This window comes from Saccharopolyspora antibiotica, from assembly GCF_047200635.1.
Taxonomy (GTDB): domain Bacteria; phylum Actinomycetota; class Actinomycetes; order Mycobacteriales; family Pseudonocardiaceae; genus Saccharopolyspora_C.
Genome location: NZ_JBJZOI010000003.1, coordinates 57,895 through 78,424, shown reverse-complemented (window position 1 = coordinate 78,424; position 20,530 = coordinate 57,895). Strand labels below are relative to the sequence as shown.

9 protein-coding genes are annotated in these 20,530 nt (G+C 76.4%); 2 read left to right on the top strand and 7 right to left on the bottom strand.

What is annotated here, in order from left to right:
* Positions 1-309: 309 nt before the first annotated feature.
* A complete protein-coding gene (locus tag ACL03H_RS02570) occupies positions 310-1,485 on the top strand; it encodes a sensor histidine kinase (protein ID WP_412809403.1) in 1,176 nt (391 codons plus the stop codon).
* A gap of 56 nt (positions 1,486-1,541) precedes the next feature.
* On the top strand, positions 1,542-2,201 hold the full coding sequence (locus tag ACL03H_RS02565) for a response regulator (RefSeq protein ID WP_412809581.1): 660 nt from the start codon (positions 1,542-1,544) through the stop codon (positions 2,199-2,201).
* 250 nt (positions 2,202-2,451) lie between these two features.
* Here the strand turns inward: ACL03H_RS02565 and ACL03H_RS02560 are convergent, their stop codons facing one another.
* The 7 genes from ACL03H_RS02560 to ACL03H_RS02530 form a co-directional block, all read right to left on the bottom strand.
* Positions 2,452-3,363, bottom strand: coding sequence for an NAD(P)/FAD-dependent oxidoreductase (locus ACL03H_RS02560; protein ID WP_412809402.1), 912 nt, complete (start codon positions 3,361-3,363; stop codon positions 2,452-2,454).
* Positions 3,364-3,434: 71 nt separating this feature from the next.
* Entirely contained in the window at positions 3,435-5,678 is a 2,244-nt protein-coding gene (locus ACL03H_RS02555) for a methyltransferase (protein WP_412809401.1), read from the bottom strand.
* Complete coding sequence (locus ACL03H_RS02550) at positions 5,651-7,831, bottom strand: ATP-binding cassette domain-containing protein (protein ID WP_412809400.1); 2,181 nt, start codon at positions 7,829-7,831, stop codon at positions 5,651-5,653. Before ACL03H_RS02550 ends, ACL03H_RS02555 begins: the two co-directional genes overlap by 28 nt.
* Positions 7,828-8,751 (bottom strand): ABC transporter permease, encoded by a 924-nt coding sequence (locus tag ACL03H_RS02545; protein WP_412809399.1) that lies wholly within the window; start codon positions 8,749-8,751, stop codon positions 7,828-7,830. Before ACL03H_RS02545 ends, ACL03H_RS02550 begins: the two co-directional genes overlap by 4 nt.
* Positions 8,751-10,241, bottom strand: a complete 1,491-nt coding sequence (locus ACL03H_RS02540) for an ABC transporter substrate-binding protein (protein WP_412809398.1) — start codon at positions 10,239-10,241, stop codon at positions 8,751-8,753. The genes ACL03H_RS02545 and ACL03H_RS02540 overlap by 1 nt, the downstream gene beginning before the upstream one ends.
* Positions 10,238-16,465, bottom strand: a complete 6,228-nt coding sequence (locus ACL03H_RS02535) for an SDR family NAD(P)-dependent oxidoreductase (RefSeq protein WP_412809397.1) — start codon at positions 16,463-16,465, stop codon at positions 10,238-10,240. The genes ACL03H_RS02540 and ACL03H_RS02535 overlap by 4 nt, the downstream gene beginning before the upstream one ends.
* Positions 16,462-20,469 carry an amino acid adenylation domain-containing protein gene (locus ACL03H_RS02530; protein WP_412809396.1) on the bottom strand — a complete coding sequence of 1,336 codons (4,008 nt, stop codon included), beginning with the start codon at positions 20,467-20,469 and terminating at the stop codon, positions 16,462-16,464. The genes ACL03H_RS02535 and ACL03H_RS02530 overlap by 4 nt, the downstream gene beginning before the upstream one ends.
* Positions 20,470-20,530: the final 61 nt, after the last annotated feature.

Here is a 20,530-nt window from a genome sequence, read left to right as displayed (position 1 = left end):
GCCCTGACCCGGCTCGGCAGCTCCTGACCCCACCGGCTCGGTGAGGTCGACGAGTGCGGGTGTCCGCGCACGACGCGCGCGGGCACCCGCCGACGTCCCCGCGCTCCACGTCGAGACCAGGATGGAGAGGCAGGTGATCCCGTGCACCGCGTTCCACCGCCGACGCTCGGCTCGCCGTCCGAGCAGGGCCGTCGCCGTCCGCGCGCGCTCCCCCGTCGACCGGTCCCCCCGGCTGGAGCGCCCGGCGGTCTCCCCGGGGACGGCCGCCTCGCACCCGCGCGGCGGCCGGGCGGATCTAGGCTCGGGCCGATGAGCGCGGCGACGACAGCCCCGGCGCGGGCACCCCGGACGACGCGGGACCGGGTGATCGACGCCGTCCTGATCGCGCTGGCGGCCGCGTTGGGGCTCCTCACGGTGCACCACCAGGCGAACGATCCGGCGCCGATGCCCGCCTGGATCCTCGCCGCGGATTGGGGCGCGGGGCTGCTCGGTTGCCTGGCCGTGTGGTGGCGGAAGCGGTTTCCGGTCGTGCTCGGGGTCGCCCTGGCGGTGGCGAGCTCGTTCTCGGAGGCGGCGGCCCCGGCTGCGATCGTGGCGCTGTTCACCGTCGCGGTGCATCGCTCGACCCGGACGGCGGTCGCGGTGTGCGCGATCAACCTCGCGGCGCTCAGCGCCTACCAGCTGCAGTGGCCCGAGACGGCGGCCCCGCCGGTCACCGTGTTCGTCATCTTCGGGCTGGGAAACATCGCCACCGTGGCGTGGGGCATGTCGGTGCGCAGCCGACGGGCGCTCGTCGCGTCGCTGCGCGAGCGCGCGGCCGCGGCCGAGGTGGAGGCCCTGCTCCGGGCCGAACGAGCCGAACGGGAGGCGCGGGAGGTCCTGGCCCGGGAGATGCACGACGTCCTCGGGCACCGGCTCTCGCTGCTCAGCGTCCACGCGGGCGCCCTCACCTACTACCACGACGCGCCGGCAGCGGACCGGACGCGAGCGGCCGAGGTCGTCCGCGAGAGCGCGCACCGCGCGCTGCAGGACCTCCGCGAGGTGCTCGGGGTGCTCCGGGCCCCCGTGGGCGAGCTGCCGCTGCCGGGCGTCGAGGACCTGCCGGATCTGATCCGCGAGGCCGGCCAGGCGCGCACGCCGGTCGAGCTGCGGGACGAGGCCGGGTTGACGACCGGGAACGACCACCACCTCCCGGGAACGCAGGGCAGCACGCTCTACCGCCTCGTGCAGGAAGGTCTGACGAACGCGCGCAAGCACGCGCCGGGGGCGCCGGTGGTGGTCCGGATCAGCGGACGGCCCGGCGACCACGTGACCGCCGAGGTGGAGAACGAGCCGCCCGCGCAGCCACCAGCGCGATCGGACGGTTCCGGAGCGGGGCTGCGCGGGTTGGCGGAGCGCGCCCGGCTGGTGGCCGGACGGCTCGATCACGGGCCGACCGAGGCGGGGGGATGGCGGATCCGGCTCCGGCTACCCTGGCCTTCGTGACCCACCCCGCGCCTGCCGACGACGGGTCCGCCGCCGACGTGGCGGACGACCGGCCGATCATCGACGTGCTGCTGGCCGACGACGATCCGATGGTCCGGTTCGGGCTGAAGATGATGCTGGGCGGAGCTCCCGATCTGCGGGTGGTGGCCGAGGCCGGCGACGGCGCGGAAGCGGTGGAGCTGGCCGGGCGCCACCGGCCCGACGTGGTGCTGATGGACATCCGGATGCCCGGCACCGAGGGGCTCACCGCCACGGAGACGTTGCGCGGCAAGCCGTCCGCACCGCAGGTCGTGGTGCTCACGACCTTCGACGCCGACGCCCACGTGCTCCGCGCCCTGCGGGCGGGCGCGGCGGGATTCCTCCTCAAGGACACCCCGCCGGAGGAACTCGTCGTCGCGATCCGGCACGCGGCGCAGGGTCGCCCCGTGCTCTCGCCCGAGGTGACGCGCCGGCTCATCGCGCGGGTCGCGGAACGGGGGCAGGACACCGAGCAGGCCGCCGCTCGGCGTCGTCTCGACGTGCTCTCCGACCGGGAGCGGGCGATCGCGGCCGAGATCGGCGCCGGGCGCACCAACGCGGAGATCGCCGCCCGGCACCACCTCGGCCTGACGACGGTGAAGAGCCACGTGTCGGCGATCCTCACCAAGCTGGACCTCAACAACCGCGTGCAGGTGGCGCTGCTCGCGCACGAAGCGGAGCGCGATCTCGCGCGGTGACCGGACGAAGCGCCGATCCCGCGCGGGGTCCGAGGTGGAGGATCCCGGAGCGGAGCGCGCGGCCCGGCGCCGCCGGACGCGACGCGGCGGCACCAGCTCCCGGCCCCGGTCACGAGCGCCGCTGACCGCCGGTCGGCGTGGAACGGCCGTTGCGCACCGGACGGCCCCCGGGCCGCTCCGCCACCACCACCCCGGTGGTGGGTGAGCGCGGGCGAGGCGGGACGGACTCGCCCGCCCCGCCTCGCCTGGATCACAACGCGGCCCGGAACAGGCCCTGGTCCAGCCACACCGCGGCGCGCACCCCGTCCGCTGCTGCCTGGCTCACCAGCGTGAGGGCGTCCGGGACGGCGGGCTGGCGCGCCATGTCCCCGGCGGCCCACACCCCCTCGACCGTCGTCGCCGCCTGGGCGTCGACCCGCACGCTGCCGTCGTCGAGGATCTCGCAGCCGAGATCGGCGGCGAAGGTGGCTCGCTGCCTGGTCGGCGCGCGGTGGAACAACGCCTCCCGCCGCAAGGTGGTGCCGTCGGCGAAGTGCAGGTCCACCGCGCCGAGCTCGCCGGTCACCTCCACCAGCGGCTCGGTGCGCACCACGAGACCACCGTCGGCGAGCTTGCCGAGCACCGGCTCCGGCAACTCGTGCGGGCCGCCGGTGGCCACCACGACGTCGTCGCTGAACCGGTCGGCCAGGTAGCGGCCGAGCATCACCTGCGGCACGTCCCGCCCGATCACGCCCAGGGTTTTCCCGCTGGCTTCCCAGCCGTGGCAGAACGGGCAGTGGAACACGCTGCTCCCCCACCGCTCCGGCAGGCCCGGGATGTCGTAGGGCTCGTCGACCAGACCGGTGGCCAGCACCAGCCGCCGGGCCCGCTCGACGGTGCCGTCGGCGAACTCCACGGTGAAGGCGTCGATCGCTCCGCTCACCCGCGCGACCCGCCCCGGCCGCAGCTCGACGCTCGGGTAGGAGGCGAGCTCGGCGCGCCCGGCCTCCAGCACCCGGTGCGGGGAAGCACCGTCCCGGCTCAAGTACATGTGCATCTCGTCGGCGGGCGCGTTGCGCACCTCGCCGCCGTCGGCGACCAGCACGCGGCGCCGTTGCCGCCCGAGCACCAGTGCGGCGCTGAGCCCGGCCGGGCCCCCACCGATCACGATCACGTCGAACACGGAACTCCCTCTTCTGACTTCACTTCGGCAATGATTATCATTATCTACCTGTGGGGAACGGTGCGGGCCGTTCAGCGAGCCCGCTCTCCTGCTGAGCCGGCGCGCACCGGCGTCGCCGCGCACGAGACGAGGAGTTGCTGGCCCAACGGCAGGAGCGGATCCGCCTCGGTCGGCAGCGCCGCCACCGGGCGCAGGCCCGCGGCCGCGATCTCGGCCCACCACTGCTGCTCGGTGAGGAAGATCCGGTCGGTCCCGGCGCGCAGATCCCCGCTGCCCGCCTGGGATTCCCCGGGGCGCGGCGACATGAGGAACTGCATCGAGACGAGAGCCGGCAGGTGCTCCCGGGTCGACTCGATGAGCGCGAAGACGCCGCCGGGCGCCAGCACGGAGCGGACGGCGGCCAGCGCCGACCGCACGTCGACCGCGTTGTGCAGGACGTTCGCCGCGATGACGAGGTCGTGCTTCTCGGTGTGCCCGGCGAGATCCGAGTTGATGTCGAGCAGCCCCGTGCGCACCTCGGGGAAAGCGCTCTCGGCCAGATCGAGGAAGAAGCGGGAGACGTCGGTGAACAGGTAGTCGGTGGGCGCCTCCCCCAGCGCGTCGAGCACGGTGCGAGTGCTGCCCCCGACGCCGCCGCCCAGCTCCAGCACGCGCAGCGGAGCCGCCCGGGTCCGCGCGACGGACGCGGTGAGATCGGCGAGCGCGCGGTTCAGGTAGGTGTTGATCAGGTTGTCCTGATAGCTGCCCAGCGCCGTGGTGATCTCGCCGTCGGGGAACAGCAGGGCTTGCAGCGGCACCTCGTCGCGCAGCAGTCGCGGCAGGTGTGCGATGGCGGCGGCGAAGAACTCGGCCATCGCGGGCGGATAGCCCAGCGCGGCACAAGCGCGCGGGAGCGCCTCGGCGGGCAACGACGCCGGGACCTCGTTCGCGGCCAGCTCGGCGCGCCACCGGCGCACGATCCACGCGTGCCGGGGATCGACTCGCGGTTCGCCCTCGGAGAGCAGGTCGGCCATGGCGCGCAGCGCGACCTCGTCGAGCCGCGAGACGGCCGTGGCCGCTGCCGCGCTCGCGCCCTCGGGCAGCGCGTCCGTTCCCGCGCCGCGCGCTGCCGCGATCGCGTCCTCGTCGACGGCGGGCAGGACGACCTGAACCTCCGCCCCGATGGCGCGGCGGCTGAGCGCTCCGACGCGGGCGCGGGCGAACGCGGCGAGCGGCTCGTGCGCGCGCCCGGGCCCGGCGAGCTCGGCGGCGGGCCGGACGGCGGCCGCGGCGGGCCGGGCGACGACGAGCAGCTCCGGGTCGGCGGGATCGACGAGGACGGCGGCGTCGCACCCGGCCAGCTCCTCCCGCAGCTGGGCCGCGGTCCGCGCGTGCGGTCCGGTGCGCAGCCGCGCGTTCGGGATGCCGCGCAGCAGCACCGGTCCGGTGCCGGCCAAGGGATCGCCGGTCCACTCCAGGGTTCGCGGCGGGGCGGGGGGTTCCGCGTCGACGTGCAGGACGGCGTCGAAGCGGTAGCGGGAGAGCTCGGTGTCCGCGCTCAAGGTCTTGGCGTGCACCGCGATGCCGATGCGGCGGCCGCTCCCGAGCGCGGCGGACGCGAGCGCCACCGGGTCGACGAGCAGTTCCCGGTCGGACGCGGCGCGCTCGGCCGCGCCGCCCGGGTCGAGGTCCTGCCAGTGCCGCAGGTGCAGACCCGCGTGCCGCACGTCCCCCACGACGACGGTCCCACCCGGGGCGACGACGCTGATCGCGGTGCGCAGGACCTCGGCGAGGTAGGCGAGGTCGGGGAAGCACTGCGTCACAGAATTGATCAGCACGCAGTCGGGCGCGTGCCCGGCCAGCGCCGCGTCCACTTCCGGGGAGCGCGCCTCGTGGGCGGCGCCCCGCACGACCGTCACCCCGGGGCGAGTCGTCGCCTGGTGCCGGGCGACCACGTCGGCCGCGACGTCGGTGCCGACGTACGCGGTGACGTGCGGGGCGATCCGTTCGAGCAGCATCCCGGTGCCGCAGCCCAGCTCCAGCACCCGGCGGGGTCCGTCGGCGAGGACGAGCTCCGCGGTGCGGTCGGCCCACTGCGCCATGTGGTCGGCGGGCAGCGGCTCCCCGGTCCCGGAGGCCCGCCACCCGGCCAGCGGCGACGGGTCCTGGTAGGTCCAGTCGTAGACCTCGGTCCAGTGCTCCCGGTGCTCCACGACGAGCCCGCCGTCCGGGGGGACGAGGGCCGCCGGGGCAACGGCGACCCGGGTCACCTCGCCGACGCGGGTCGTGCGCGCAATCCAGGGATGGGTCAGCTGGTCGGCGGGGTCGGTGCGCATCCGGTGGTTCCTCTCGGGTCGGCGGCGAGCGCGGGTGTCGGAGTGGGGAGGGGCGATGTGGTGGGCAGGCTCAGCACCTGGTCCGCCCGGGCGACGAGCGCGGGGTCGTGGGTGGCGGCGAGCACGGCGAGCCCGTCGGCGCGGGCGGCGTCGAGGAGGTCCAGAACGGCGGAAGTGGTGGCCCCGTCGAGCGCGGCGGTGACCTCGTCGGCGAGCAGGACGGCGGGGCGCACGGCCAACGCCCTGGCGAGGGCGACGCGCTGGCGTTGCCCGCCCGAGAGCGCCGCGGGGCGGCGACCGGCGGCCTGCTGCGACAGCCCCACGGCGGTCAGCAGGCGAACGGCCTCGGCGCGCGCCGAGGCCGCGGAGAGCCCGTGCAGCCGCCGCAGCGGGCGCGCTACCGCCGCCCGGGCGGTCCGGGCCGGATTCAGCTCGTGGAGGGCGTGCTGCCCGACGAGGGCGAGCACACCCGGTGTGCGCTGGTGCGCCGGCCAGGGCGCGACGGCCCCGGCCAGGACGAGCGTGCCCGCCTCGACCGGGCGCAGCCCGGCGAGGGCGCGCAGCAGGGAGGTCTTGCCGCAACCGGACGGGCCGGTGACCGCGACGAGCTCCCCGGGCCGGACGGTCACCCGCAGGTCGGTGACGAGCTCCTGGGCGGGTGCGCCGATGGTGAGCTGTCGCGCCTCCAGCACGGGCGGAGCCGCGGTCCGGTCGACCCTCGTCGCGGGGGCGTGCGGAACGGCGGTCGTGTCCAGGCTCAGGACGCGGTCGGCGATCCCGTCCGCGACGTCGGCGTCGTGGGTGACGATCAGGGTGACGCCGCGCCGGGCGCGCAGCACCGTCAGCACCGCGGCGAGCGCGGCCGGGTCGAGCCCGGCGGTGGGCTCGTCGAGCACGAGCAGGTCGGGGTCGTGGGCGAGAGCCCGGGCGAGTCCGACCCGGCGGGCTTGGCCGCCGGAGAGCCGCGCGGGCCGCAGGCCCCCGACGACTTCGGGATCGAGGCCGACAGCGCGCAGGCCCTCGTCCGGGTCGGTGCCGGTCTCGGCGAGCTGGGCCCGGACGTCGCGCAGCGGGTGCAGCGCCGGGTCCTGCCCGAGCAGCCCGAGCGCGCGCCTCCGCCACCGGCGTCCACCGGGTACCGGGGCGCCGTTCCACCCGATGCCGCCACCGGCCACGCGCAGCTCGCGCGGCAGCGCGCCCACGATCGCGTGCAGCAGGGTGGTCTTGCCGCTGCCCGACGTGCCGGTGATCGCGACGATCTCCCCGGGGCCCGCGTCGAGGTCGACCCCGTCCAGCACGGGACGGCCGTCCGGGGCGAGGATCCGCAGGCCGCGGACGGTCAGACCCGGCTGCCCCGGCACACGAGCACCCGGCGTCCGGGCGGTCCCGGCGGGGCGGGGCGCGAGCCGCAGCGCGAGCGTCACGAGCGCGGCCGCCAGGACGCCGAGGGCGGCGGCCGGGGCCAAGACCGCCGCCGGGTTGAGGGCCACCCCGGGGAGGTTCTCCCGCAGCATCGCCGCCCAGTCGGGAGCCGGTGGTGGCGGGCCGAACCCCAGCACGGACAGCGCCGCGGCCAGCTGCAGCGCGAGCACCGCGCGTCCGGCCAGGTCGGCGGCGACGAGCGCGGCGTGCGCAGGCAGCACCTCGTGCAGCAGCACGGCCGCCGGGCGCTCGCCGTGCACGGTGGCGGCTTCGACATGACCGGCGGTGCGGGCCCGGGCGGTCGCGTCGCCGATGACTCGCGCGGTCAGCGGCGCCCCACCCGCGACGGTGCCGGCGATCACCGCGGCCGGCCCGGGCAGCGCCACGGCGGCGATCAGCACGAGCAGCAGCACGGGCACCGCCACGAGCAGGTCCGTGACGACGACGAGCAGCCGGGCCGCCTCGCCCCGGCTCCAGCCGAGCCACAGGCCGCCGGCCGTTCCGATCGCGGTGGCCAGGAGCGCCGCCCCCACCGCGGTGGTGACGAGCTCGGTCCCGCCGGTGAGCACCCTGGCGAGCACGTCCCGGCCGAGCACATCGGTCCCCAGCGGTGCCCCGGGCCGCGCGGGCGACCACGGGGGCCCGACGATCCGGAACGGATCGCCCGCGGCGAGCGCCGCGGCGGCGACGAGCGCGAGCACCAGCGCGCCGACGGCGGACACCCGGCTCATCGGCGTGCCACCAGCGCGGCGACGACGTCCGCCAGCAGCGTTCCGGCCACGACGACGGCGGCGGCGAGCAGGGCCACCGCGGAGACCACCGGCACGTCCCGGGTGGCCACCGCGCCGACGAGCAGCTCACCGAGCCCCGCGATCCCGAACAGGGTTTCCACGATCGTGCTGCCCGCGATCAGCCCGCCCGCTGTCACCGCCAGCACCCGCAGCGCGGGTGCCGCCACGAACGGCCCGACGTAGCGCAGTGCGACCACGTGGCGGGGCACGCCGCGCAGCACGGCGTCGTGCACGAAGGGCCGGGCCGCGACGTCTTCGACGGCGCCCCGGAGCTGTCCGGCCGCGTACGCACCGGTGGGCAGGGCGAGGGCGAGCACGGGGAGCACCAGCAGGTCGGGTCTCGTCCACGCCGATGCCCCGACGGGCAGCAACGACACCGGCGGGACCCAGTGCAGCACTCCGGCCAGCAGCGTCGCGAGTCCGATCGCGGTCACCACCGGCGGCACGGCGGAGCCGATGGCGGCCGGCGCGGCGCCGCGCCGGTGCGCGAGCACCGCGGCGACGGGTGCTGCCACGGCCAGCGACGCCAGCACGAGCGCGGTGGTGGTTCCAGCGCGCTCGGCGACGACCTCGGCGACCTCCCGGCCGGTGACCAGCGAGCGGCCGGGGTCCCCGGTGAGCAGTCCGCCCGCCCAGCGCAGGAACCGCTCGGGCAGCGGCCGGTCCAGACCCGCTGCCGCCCGCAACCCGTCCAGTTCCGCGGGGTCCACGCGGCCCCCGGCCCGGACGGCGATCGCGTCGGCGGGCAAGGTCGCCGTGGCGGCGAACACCACCACGGCGGTCCCGGCGAGCACCCCTGCCGCGCGCACCACGGCGCGCGCCACGGCCCGCAGCGCCGGTGCGCCCGATCCCGTCAGCATCAGCCGCGCCTCAGCTGGTCGATGAAGCCGGCGCCGAACCCGATCGCGGACGACACGCCGGTCACGCCCGGTGCGGCCAGGTCGAGCCGGTCACCGACCCCCCAGACCAGGTACCCGCCCTCGTCCCGCAACCGCAGTTGCAACGCGGCGAGTTCGGCGCGACGGCGGTCGTCGTCGGCTTCGGCCAGCGCGGCCATCAGGTCGGCGTTCCAGGACGGGTCCGCCCAGGCGGTCTCGTTGGTGGGCGATCCGGGGGTGAGCGCGACCCGGACGACGTCGAGGAACGGGATGCCGCCGAGGAAGCTGACGTAGAACGGCTCGTTGCCGTACACGGCGCTGAAGTAGGTGTCCGGCGGCTCGATCTCGATACTCGCCCGCACCCCGATCTCGGCGAGCTGCTGGGCGAGCAAGGTCGCCGAGGTGTCCATGCCGGGATAGGCGGTGGTCGCGTGCAGCACGACGTCGATCCCGCCGGCCAGGCCGGCCTGCGCCATCAGCTCGCGGGCGCGAGGCAGGTCCCGCTCGATCTGCGGCAGATCGCGCGGGCTGCTCGGATCGGTGGGGGTGAGGACGTCGTTGCCCAGCTCGCCCTTGCCCAGGAACACGGCGTCCAGCAGCTGCCGCCGGTCGACCGCGAGGCGAATCGCCTCGCGCACCCGCTTGTCCGAGAACGGCGGGGTGTCGGTTCGCATCACGAGCGGATACGTGGTGGCGCCCGGCTTCCGGACGACCGTCATCCCGGCGCTCGCCCCCTGATCGGCGGCCGTGGGCGGCACGCTGCCCGCGAGGTCGGCCTCCCCGGAAAGCACCGCCTGGGCGCGGGCCTGCGGGTCGGCCACCGCGCGCAGTTCGATCACCCGGCTCGGGGGACGCGGCCCCCACCACGAGTCGTTGCGCTCGAAGACCGTCGTCTGGGCGTCGGCTCGCACCGGCCGGAACGGACCGGAACCGGGGGCCAGCCTGGAGGTGAAGTCCTCGCTGCCCTCGGGCACGACGAAGGTCGCGCCCATCAGCGCGGTCCCCACCTCCGCGTAGGGCACGCGCGTGACCAGCGAGAGGGTGGACGCGTCGGGGGCGCTGGAGGCATCGAGATCGAACATCGACATCCGGCCGAAGTTCTCGGCCGACTTCTCCCCCATGCGGCGCAGGGAGAACAGCGCGTCCGCGGCCCGCACCGGCCGCCCGTCCGCGAAGACGGCGTCCTCGCGAAGCCGCACCGTCCAGCGGGTCAGCGAGGGGTCGTCCGCGGTCCAGGACGTCGCCAGTCTCGGCAGCGGGGCTCCGTCCTCACCGGGCACCGTCAGCACGTCGTAGGTCAGGGCCATCCGCACGATGTCGCTTTCGGCGGGCAACGTCCCGTGCGGATCGTTCGTGGCGGCGGTGCCGGAACCGGGCGCGACGTAGCGCACGGTGTCGACGGGTTCGACGGGGGTGGTGCAACCGGCGAGCGCGCCGCACAGCAGCAGGCCCGCGATGAGCAGTCGCTTCATTCGTTCCGTTCCAGGTGGGTGAGCAGTGCCGCGTTCATCGCGGCCGCGACGTCGTCGAGCGCGGGCCGGTGCAGCACCCCGTAGTGGTGGGTGTCGGCACCGACGGCGTCCAGCGGTCCGGCGAGGTGCGCCGACCAGCCGAGATCCGGTCCGCGGTCGGGCGGGGTGTCATCGACCCCCATCCCGATGCCGGAATTGCGCGGGGACTTCCGGTCGGCCCGCACCAGGAGCGTCGCGGTGCCCGCCGCGTCCAGTCGGGACGCCTCGTGTGCGGCCAGCGCCCGCAGGTGCCGCGCCAGGACGTCCAGCCGGCCGAGGACCGCCTCGTCCGGCTCGGCCCGGCCGAGCAGCCCGCGCTCGCGCAACCGAACCGCCACGGAGCTGGCCCGATCCGCCCCCTCGGGGACGGTCTCGGCGTCCAGGTCGATGCCCAGGTACGCCTCGAGAGCCCGCAGGTGCCGCACGGCGACGCCCCGGTCGTGCTCCGCCTCGGTGCCGGGCACCGGCCGGATGTGCTCCGGGTCGTTCGAGTCGAGCATGAACAGCAGCGGAACCGCTTCGCCCTCGGCCGCGAGCTGGACGGCCATCTCCTGCGCGAGCGTGCCGCCCATCGACCAGCCGCCCAGCAGCCACGGCCCGCGCCGGCCGGACGCGCGCAGCGCCGCCAGGTAGGCCGATGCCATGCCGGGAACGGTGTCCGGGCCGCCCCCGGAGGCGCCGGACAGCTGCGGATCCGCGACGGCGAGCACATCGATCCGCTCGTCGAGCAGCCCGGACAACTCGACGTAGCACAGCACGTCCCCGCCGGAGGGGTGCAGCAGCACGAGCGCGGGCCGTTCCGGGTCGTCGCCGCCGCGCAGCGGGATCACCGCATCGGCGGGATCGAGCTGCTGCTCGGCGACCGCTGACGGCCCCCACGCGTCCTCGTCGGCGGCGAGCTCCCGCACCCGGTCGGCGTGCCGGGCCACCACCTCGTCCAGCTCGTCGTCGGGGAGCACGCCTTCCGGGCCGTCCCACTGCAAGCGCAGCTCGCCACCGACCTCGAGCACCTGGTGGTCCAGCCAGACCTGCGGGGTGGACGAGAGAGCCGCGACCTGTTCGCCGAGCCACTCCAGCGACCGCCCCTCGTCCAACCCGAGCGCGCTGGTGAACACCACCGGCACCCGTCGCCGCTCACCGGTGCGGGCGGACTGCTCGGCGAGCACGTCGAGCGCGGAGTGCGCCCGGTGGTCGAGCTCGTCGAACAACCTCGCCTGGGTCGCGGCGGCCCGCTCCGCGAACGTGGGGGCCGGCCCGGCGGGGGTCTCGTGCAGCACCAGCGAGGTGAAGTCGCCGACCACTCCGTCCGTGCCCGGCGGACGGTCGAACAGGGTCAGCAGCACGCTGAACCGCGCGGTGGCCGCCCACTCGGCGAGCACGTCGGTGAACGCGGTGAGCAGCACCGCCGTGGGAGTGACCCGGTACCGGGCCGCGCGGGCGAACAGCGCCGCGCGAGCGGCCGGTTCGACCCGCTGGACCCGGCGCCGGAACCGGGGCGGCTCCTGCGCCGGCGAGGTGCGGACCGGCAGCGGGGGCGGGCCGGGCAGCGCGTCGAGCTGCTCGCGCCACCAGGCGGCGGCGCGCTGCCCCTCCGCCGACGCGGCGCGGGCGGCCAGCTCGGCGGTGCACCGGGCGGGATGCCGCGGTGGGGGCGGGGGCAGCGCCTCCTCCGGCCGCTCCGCGCTCAGGTAGGCGGCCCGCCACTCGTCCTCGACGATCCACCACGACGCGGCGTCGCACACCAGCACGTCCACCCCGATGTGGACCCGGACCCGGTCTTCGGGCAGGAGCGCGGCCTGGATGGTCACCAGCGGCCACCTGTCGGACGGGCCGGGTCTGGTGGAGAGGCGCTCGCGCAACGCGGCGAGCCGGTCCCGGCGCCGGTCGGGTCCGGCCGCGGTGAGGTCGTGCACCCGGATCCGGTAGTGCGGGACCTCGTCGAGGACGCGGAACCGCCCCTCGGCGGTGGTCACCGCGCGCAGCATCGGGTGCCGGGCGACGACGGTGTTCCAGGCGTTCTCCAGCCGGGCGACGTCCAGCGCGGCGGCGTCGTACTCGAGGTAGAAGTAGCACGGGACCCCGCCTTCCGCGTACCCGCCGTCCCGACCCACCCAGTAGGCGTGCTGGACGCGGGTCATCGGGAAGGTCCCGTCGGCGTCGGTTCCCGGCTCGGCGTCCCGCTGCCCGGCGGGCGCGTCCTGCTCGGCGTCCCCGCGCTCCACCAGGGCCGCGAGCCCGGCGACGGTCGGCGCCTCCAGCAGCTCGCGCAGGCTCAGCGCGACGCCGCGCCGTTCTCGCAGGGCAGCGAGCATTCGGGTGGCGAGCAGGGAGTGGCCGCCGAGGGCGAAGAAGTCGGCGTCCGGGTCGGTGACGGTGGTGCCGAACAGGTCGCCCCACAGCTCAGCGACCTCACCGGCGACGCCGTCGAGGGCCGGGACGCCGGTAGCCCCGCCGAGCTCCCGGGTCCGGCCGGCGGCCGAGATCCGCGGGGCCAGCGCCGAGGCGGCCACCGCCAGCTCGGGCACGGCGGGCAGCCCCAGCAGCCGGTCGAACGCGTCGCCGCCCGTGCGGGCGTCCAGCGCGGTCGAAGCGGTCGCGGTGGTGCCGACGCTCCACCCGTCCCAGTGCACCGCCTGCCAACCCGGGCCGGTCACCGCGGACAGCGCGGCGTTGGCCGCCGCGTAGGCGCCGGTCCCGACGCCACCCAGCAGCGTCGCCACCGAGGACATCAGCAGCACGCGCTCCGGGCGTCGATCGGCGGGAAGCTCCGCGATCGCGTCCCGCAGGACGACCGCGCCGCCGAGCTTGGCGCCCAGGTGCTCGGACGCGCGGTCGGCGTCCAGGCCGCGCACCGGGTCGAGTTCGGCACCCGCCAGCACGCCGGCCGCGTGCACCACGACCGACAGCCGCCCCGCCTCGGCCAGTTCGGACAGCAGCGCGGCCGTGGCGGCGGGATCGGTGGCGTCCACGGTCCGCGTGCCCGGTCCCCCGGTGCGCGAGGTGACCACGACGCGGTGCCCGGCCGCGGTGAGCCGGTTCGCGAGGACCTGACCGACCGCTCCTCGGCCACCGATCACCACGGCGGTGCCCGGCTCGGGTCGTGCGCCCGGTTCGGCGTCCCAGCCGCGCAGCGCGGCCACCCACCGGGTGCCGCCGCGCAGCGCTCGCACCGCCGCCGATCCCCCGGCGGCCAGCGCGGCGGCCTCCGCGAGCACGGCGTCCCCGTGCTCGGTGCCGTCGCCCCGCGCGTCGATGTCGAGGGTCGCCCAGGTGAGTCCGGGCCGTTCCTGCCCGAGCACCCGTGGCAGCGCCCGCACCGCGGCCGCCGCGGGATCGGGCGGGCCGTCTCCGGCGACCCGGGCGCCGCCGCGGGTGACCAGCAGCAGCCGGAGCGGGCCGTCGGGGAGTTCGGCGGCGAGGGCGCCGAACTCCGCGATCGCCGCTGCCGGGTCGGTGCCGGGCTCCGGGCCCACGACGATCACGTCCGCGCCGGGGAGGACGCGCTCGCGGAGCGCCTCGGCGAGGGGCCCTCGGCCGAGCACGGTCCACCCTCCCTCGGGGCGGCCCGCCACCGGGGCCATCGGTTCCCAGGTCAGGACTTGCAGTGCCGCGTCGGCGGCGTCGTCGGCGGAACCCTCGGGCGGGTCGATCCAGTGCCGCGAGCGGGTGAAGGCGTAACCGGGCAGCGCGAGCCGCCGACGCCCCGGCCCGGCCGGCGCGGCCGGGTCGACCGCCGCGCCGTGGGCCCACAGCTTGCCGAGGGCAGCGCGCGCGGAACCCGTGCCGTGCTCCTCCGCCAGCAGCGGCACCGTCGCCACGACTCCCGGGATGCCGGAGGCGAGGCGGGACAGGGCGGTGCCCGGTCCGATCTCGGCGACGACGGCGGGACCGTCGCCGACGGCGGCGGCGAGGGCGTCGGCGAACCGGACGGGATCGCGCAGCTGCGCGGTCCAGTGCGACGGCGAGCCGAGCTCGGCTCCGGCGAGCGCGCCGGTGCGGGTGCTCGCCACGGGCACGCGCGGTGCGGTGCCCCGGAGTCCCGCCAGTGCCGCTCGCAGCCCGGGCAGCTCCGGGTCCATCGCCCGCGAGTGCATGGCCGCCGCCACCGCCAGCGGTGAGTGCGCGATGTCCTCCCGCGCCAGCTCCTCGGCGAACGCGGTCACCGCTTCGGCCGGCCCGGACACCACGCACGCGGCCGGCCCGTTGACCACGGCGAGATCGAGCGCCTCGGGCAGCCGGGCCACGAGCGCCGCTTCGGGCAGGCCGACGGCGAGCATCGCGCCGCTGCCCGCGGCGCGGGCGGCGGCGGTGCAGCGCTCCGCGACGAGTCGCGCGGCGTCGGGCAGCGACAGCGCCCCGCCGACAGCGGCGGCGACGCACTCGCCGAGGCTGTGCCCGATCAGCGCGTCCGGGCGCGCTCCCCAGCTCTCCAGCAGCCGGGCCAGGCCGACGGACACGGCGAACAGCGCGGGCAGCCCGAACGACGGGTCGGCGACCCGTTCCGCGGGCGTCTCCGGATCGAGCGCCTCGCGCACGTCGGCGTCCAGCCGCGGGAGCAGCAGCTGGGCGCACTCGTCGACGGCGGCGGCGAACACCGGCTCGTCCCGGTAGAGGTCCGCCGCCATGCCCGGGTGGGGGCTCCCGGCACCGGGGAAGGCGAAGACGATCCGAGGTGTCCCGGCGAGCACCGGCTCAGCCGCGGCCAGCCCCTCCGGCCCGAGGCCGGTGAGGCGGTGCGGCAGCGCGGTCCGCCCGCGAGCGAGGGTGTGCGCGGCGTCGGCGTGCCGGCCCGGCGGCACCGCGGCGGCCACCCGGGAGGCGGTGGCGCGGGCGGCCTCCGCGGTCGCGGCGGAAACGCAGAGCAGCTGCGGCCGGGGATCGTCCTCGGGCGTGCTCCGCCGAGGTGCCGGTCCGAGGACCGCGTGGGCGTTGGTGCCGCCGATGCCGAACGAGCTCACCCCCGCGTACCGGGGGCCGGACCACGGCTCCGTCGCCGACGGCAGGTGGAACGGGGAATCGTCGATGCGCAACGCCGGGTTGGCGGGATCGGCGTGCAGGGTGGCGGGGACGGCGGAGTGCCGCAGGGCGAGCACGGCCTTGATCAGCGAGGCGACCCCCGCGGCCGAGTTGCTGTGCCCGATGTTCCCCTTCACCGAACCCAGCGCGCACCGGCCGGGTGCGTCGCCGAGCACCCGCCGCAGCGCGGTGAACTCCACCGGGTCGCCGAGGGGAGTCGCGGTTCCGTGCGCCTCGATCAGGCCGATCTCACGGGGGTCGACGTCCGCGACCGCGAGCGCTTCGCCGATCACCCGAGCCTGCCCGCGCACCGAGGGAGCGGTGAACCCGGCCTTGTCCGCGCCGTCGTTGTTGACGGCGGTGCCGTGGATGACGGCGTGGATCTCGTCGCCGGAATCGATCGCGTCGCTGAGGCGGCGCAGCGCCACGACGCCGACCCCCTGGGTGTAGACGATGCCGGTGCCGTCCGCGCCGAAGGGGCGGACTCGCCCATCAGCGGAGAAGATCCCGCCGGGTACGTGCAGGTAACCGCCGCCCTGCGGGACGATCAGCGACACCCCGCCGGCGAGCGCGGTGTCCGACTCACCGGCCAGCAGCGACTGCGCGGCCAGGTGCACGGCGACCAGCGAGGTCGAGCAGCTGGTCGACACGGCCAGGGCCGGCCCGCCGAGGCCGAGCCGGAACGCGGTCTGCAGCGGCAGGTAGTCCGGCTGGGTCGCCATCGCGGTGGCGAGGCTGCCGAGCGGGTCCGGGCCCGCGCCGGTGGGGTCCCACCGGTCGGCGAGGTTGGACGCCAGGTAGCTCGACTGCATCGACCCGGCGAACACGCCCACGGCTCCGGCATCGCGCGCCCCGGCGTGCCCGGCGTGCTCCAGGGCGTGCCACGCGGTCTGCAGGAACAGCCGCTGCTGGGGGTCCATCAGGTCCGCTTCGGAGTCGGTGAGCCCGAACGGCGCGGGATCGAACCGGTCCTGATCGGTGATCAGACCGGCGACGGGGACGTAACCGGATCGCTGGCGCAGCGACCGGGGCGCCGCATCCGGATCGATCCGGGTCAGCCCTTCCCGGCCGTCGACGAGCAACCGCCAGTAGGCGTCCAGGTCGTCGGCGCCGGGGTACCGGCAGGCCATGCCCACCACCGCGATGGGCTCCGGGGTTCCGCTGCTCATCCGGCCACCTCCGCGGCTCGGGCGCGGGCGGCCCGGCGGCTTTCCGCTCGGGTTCGCGGTGGAGGCGCCGCCTCCGCCGGTTCCCGCTCCGGCGGCGCGGCCGGGCTGAGCCGTGCGGCGAGGTCTCGCACGGTCGGGTGGGCGAACAGGTCGACGACGGTGAGGGCCGGGTCGAGCTCGACGAGCCTGCGGTGGGCCAGGACCAGCGTCAGCGAGGACGCGCCGAGCTGGAAGAACGGGGCGGTGACCTCGACCGGGCCGTTGAGCAGTTCGCTGAACACCCGTGCCACCGCCCGTTCGATCTGCGGATCGGGGCCGTGCGGCTCGGCGTCCGGTGGGGAGACCGCAACCGTCGCGGGCTCCACCGGCGCTGTCGGCGGTGGCGCGGCGTTCAGCGCCGGTGCCGGGGCCGGGGCCGGGGAAGCGCTCTGCCCGAGGGCGGGTGCTGCCGCGATGGCCAGCTCGACGAGCCCGTCGGCCGGGCGCCGCTCGGTCACGCTGATGCCGTGCGCGGGGAGTTCCGCGCGCAGCCGCGCGGCCCACGGGGCGGCGGCCGCCAGGGCGTCGATCGGCGCGAGCGCGCCGCAGTCGATCGTGAGCCGCAGTTCCAGTCCCCGCCGGGGCGCGTCGAGCAGCGAGGTCAGCAGCGCGTCCGCGGGTGCCGTCTCCGGCGCCGCCGCCCCCGCCGGGTCGCTCGACGCGGCCTCGGTCGCCGGTGCGGCGGGAGTGCTCGGCGCGGCGGAGATCACCGGTTCGACCGGGCGCGGCGACTCGGCGACGTTCCTCCGGAAGGGGCTGGGCAGCGCCGCGTGGTCGACCTTGCCGTTCGCGGTGATCGGCAGTTCCGGCAGCGGGACGAACCGGTTGGGCACCATGTACGGCGGCAGCGCCGCGCGCAGCCCGGCGGCCAGCTCGGCGTCGTCCAGCGGAGCGGCCGGGTCCGCCGGTACCACGAAGGCCACCAGCCTCGGCCGGTCGTCGGGCCCGCGGACGGCTTGGGCGACGGCGTGGCGCACCCCGGGCAGCCGGGCCAGGGTCGCCTCGACCTCGCCGAGCTCGATGCGGTGCCCCCGGATCTTGACCTGCCGGTCGGTGCGGCCAAGGAACTCGATGGTGCCGTCCGCGCGCCACCTGCCGAGGTCGCCGGTGCGGTAGGCGCGGGCGCCCAGGGTGGGGTGCACGGCGAAGCGGGACGCGGTCTGGTCCGGGTCCCCGACGTAGCCGCGGGCGAGCCCGTCACCGCCGATGAACAGTTCACCGGGGCGCCCCACCGGGCAGGGGCGGCCGTCGGCGTCGAGGACGTGGAAGCTCTGCCCGCCCAGCGCGTGCCCGTAGGGGATGCTCGGCCACGCCGGGTCCACCTCGCCGATCGGGTGCGAGATCGACCAGATCGACGCCTCCGTCGCACCGCCCAGGCTGATGACCCGCGCCTGCGGCGCGAGGGCGCGCAACCGGTCGGGCAGGGTGACGGGAATCCAGTCCGCGGACAGGAAGACCTGCCGCAGCGGGGCCAGCGCGCGCCGGGTGCTCTCGGGCTCGATCTCCGCGTACTCGACGAGCATCTCCAGCAGAGCCGGGGCGGTGTTCCACACCGTGACGCGGTGCGCGGCCATCAGCTCCAGCCAGTGACCGGGATCGCGCTGGCGATCGGCGTCGGGCAGCACGACCGCGCCGCCCGCGCCCAGCACGGAGAACACGTCGTAGACCGAGAGGTCGAAGCTGAACGCGGAGAGGCCGAGCACCCGGTCGTCGGCGCGCAGCGGATAGCGACCTTCGAGGTCGTCGAGGGTGGTGCGCACGGCGCGGTGGGTGATGCCGACGCCCTTGGGAGCGCCGGTCGAGCCGGACGTGAAGATCGCGTAGGCGAGGTCGTCGGGCTCCGGCCGGGTCGGCGCGCCGGGCTCGCCGTCGAGCACCCCGTCGGCGTCGAGGACGTGCGCCCGCACCCGCTCGGGCCACGCGACGGTGCTTCCCGGCGCGACGAGCGCGTGCCGCAGGCCGGCGCGGGCGCACACCGATTCGATCCGCGCCGTCGGCCACGTCGGTTCGACCGGGACGTAGCCCGCGCCGGAGGCGAGCACCCCGAGCAGCGCGGTGACCTGGGCGGTCCCCTTCTCGGCGCACACGGCGACCAGGTCGCCGGGCCCGACGCCGAGCCCGGCGAGCGCGGCACCGGTGCGGTCGGCGCGCTCGGCGAGCAGGTCCGCGGTGACGCACCCGCGCGCGTCGACCAGGGCGGGCCGGCCCTCCCGCGCAGCGGTTCGCGGCAGCTCGTCGAGCAGCGGACCGCGTTCGGTGAACGGGTTCGGGGCGACCGGCTCGTCGGCCGCCATCGACGGCGCCAGTCCCAGGGCCCGGTCGGTCCAGGCGGCGGGGTCGTCGGCGAGGCGGCGCAGCAGCGTCGCGTGCGCATCGCGCAGGCCCTCGACGAATCCGGCGGGGAGGGTGGCCTCGCGCAGATCCCAGTGCACGGTGAGCGCACCGCCCGCGTCGTGGACGATGTGGTCGAGCAGCACCTGCGGGGTCTGCGAGACGCCGAAGACCTCGGCGCCGATCCACTCCGTCGGTGCGGCCCCCTCCCCGGTGAGCCCCAGCGCGCTGGTGAACACCACCGGGTGCGCGGGCGCGGGCAGCCCGGTGCGGGGATCCCGCGGGCCTCCGGTCCGGGTGGTGACCTCCACTCCGGCCACCGACCGGTGTTCCAGGTCTGCCCAGAACCGGTGGTTGACCGCGGCGGCGAACTCGGCGAACCCGTTCCAGCCGCGCAGGTCCGGAGGTTCGACGGCGACGAGCACGGTGCTGGTGAAGTCGCCGACCACGCGGTCGAGCCCGGGGGTGTCGTCGCCGCGGGCGACGTCGTCGCGATCGAACAGGGTGGTGTTGAGGCTGAAGGCGTTCTCCGCGCCGTGGCGGTGCAGCACGAACGCGAAGGCCGCGAGCAGGGCGCCGGTCGGGCTGACCCCGTGCCGGGCCGCGCCGGCGCGCAGCCGCTGCCACGCGTCGGGGTCGAGCAGCGCGGTGTGCCGCGTCATCCGGGGGGCGGGCTCACCCGGCGGTTCGGTCCAGGGCAGCCCGGTCCAGGGCAGTTCGGGCCCGGCGGGCAGGGAACCCCGGTCCGCCCAGTAGGCGCGGTCGCGTTCTCGGCGGGCCTGTTCGGCGGGGTCGGCGTCGGCACGGGCGGCGAGCGCGGCGAACGTGGTCGGCAGCGGGGGCAGCGTCGCGTCGGGGTCGGCGACGAGCTCGCCCCACTCCCCCATCAGCACCATCCAGCTGGTGAGGTCGAGCGCGAGCACGTCGATGCCGATGCACAGCCGGGTGCGGCCGTCCGGCAGGAGGGCAGCGCGCAGGTCGTGCAGCGGCCACACCTCGGGCGGGCGCACCTGGTGCGAGCACTCGTCGCGCAGTTCGGCCAGCCGGGTCTCCGGCGCGGGATCGTCGCGCAGGTCGAGGACGGGGATCTCGCGGTGCGGCACCTCGGGCAGCACGTGCTGCCGCCCGTCCGGGCGGACGACCATCCGCAGCATCGGGTGGCGGCGCACGAGCGCGTCCCACGCGGTGCTGAGGCGCTTCAGGTCGGTGAGCGGATCGCCGTCGGGCACGCGGTCGAACTCCTGGTACCAGAACGTCGCGACCCCGCCGAGGGGGAAGACCGGATCGCGTCCCGCCAGGTAGGCGCTCTGCACCGGGGTGAGCGCGAACGGTTCTCCGTCCACCGGGCCGTCCTCGCCGCCGGACGCGGGGGGCGTCCCGTTGGTGGTGGGAGCGGAAGGCTCGTCGGGGGCCTCGGGGGCGTCGGCGTCGGTGATCGTGCGCGCGGTCGCTCCGCCGAGGAACGCGGGCAGCGGCAGGTCCAGCCCGGTGTCCTCGCGAAGCCGCTTCCGCAGCCGCACGGCGGTGAACGAGTCGAGCCCCAGCTCGGTCAAGGAGACGTCCGGCGGGACCGCGCCGGGCCAGTCCAGCACCTCGGACAGGCACTCGAGGACGTCATCTAGCCGGACGGTCATGCGGGGCTCCTCCGGAGTAGCGGGGGCGTAACGAATCGCTCGATCGGGTGACGAGTGCGAC

Bases quoted from the DNA above. Each gene is read 5' to 3' on its own strand.
- ACL03H_RS02570 (WP_412809403.1), top strand. From the start codon at position 310: ATGAGCGCGGCGACGACAGCCCCGGCGCGGGCACCCCGGACGACGCGG.
- ACL03H_RS02555 (WP_412809401.1), bottom strand. From the start codon at position 5,678: ATGCGCACCGACCCCGCCGACCAGCTGACCCATCCCTGGATTGCGCGC.
- ACL03H_RS02550 (WP_412809400.1), bottom strand. From the start codon at position 7,831: ATGAGCCGGGTGTCCGCCGTCGGCGCGCTGGTGCTCGCGCTCGTCGCC.
- ACL03H_RS02545 (WP_412809399.1), bottom strand. From the start codon at position 8,751: ATGCTGACGGGATCGGGCGCACCGGCGCTGCGGGCCGTGGCGCGCGCC.
- ACL03H_RS02540 (WP_412809398.1), bottom strand. From the start codon at position 10,241: ATGAAGCGACTGCTCATCGCGGGCCTGCTGCTGTGCGGCGCGCTCGCC.
- ACL03H_RS02535 (WP_412809397.1), bottom strand. From the start codon at position 16,465: ATGAGCAGCGGAACCCCGGAGCCCATCGCGGTGGTGGGCATGGCCTGC.
- ACL03H_RS02530 (WP_412809396.1), bottom strand. From the start codon at position 20,469: ATGACCGTCCGGCTAGATGACGTCCTCGAGTGCCTGTCCGAGGTGCTG.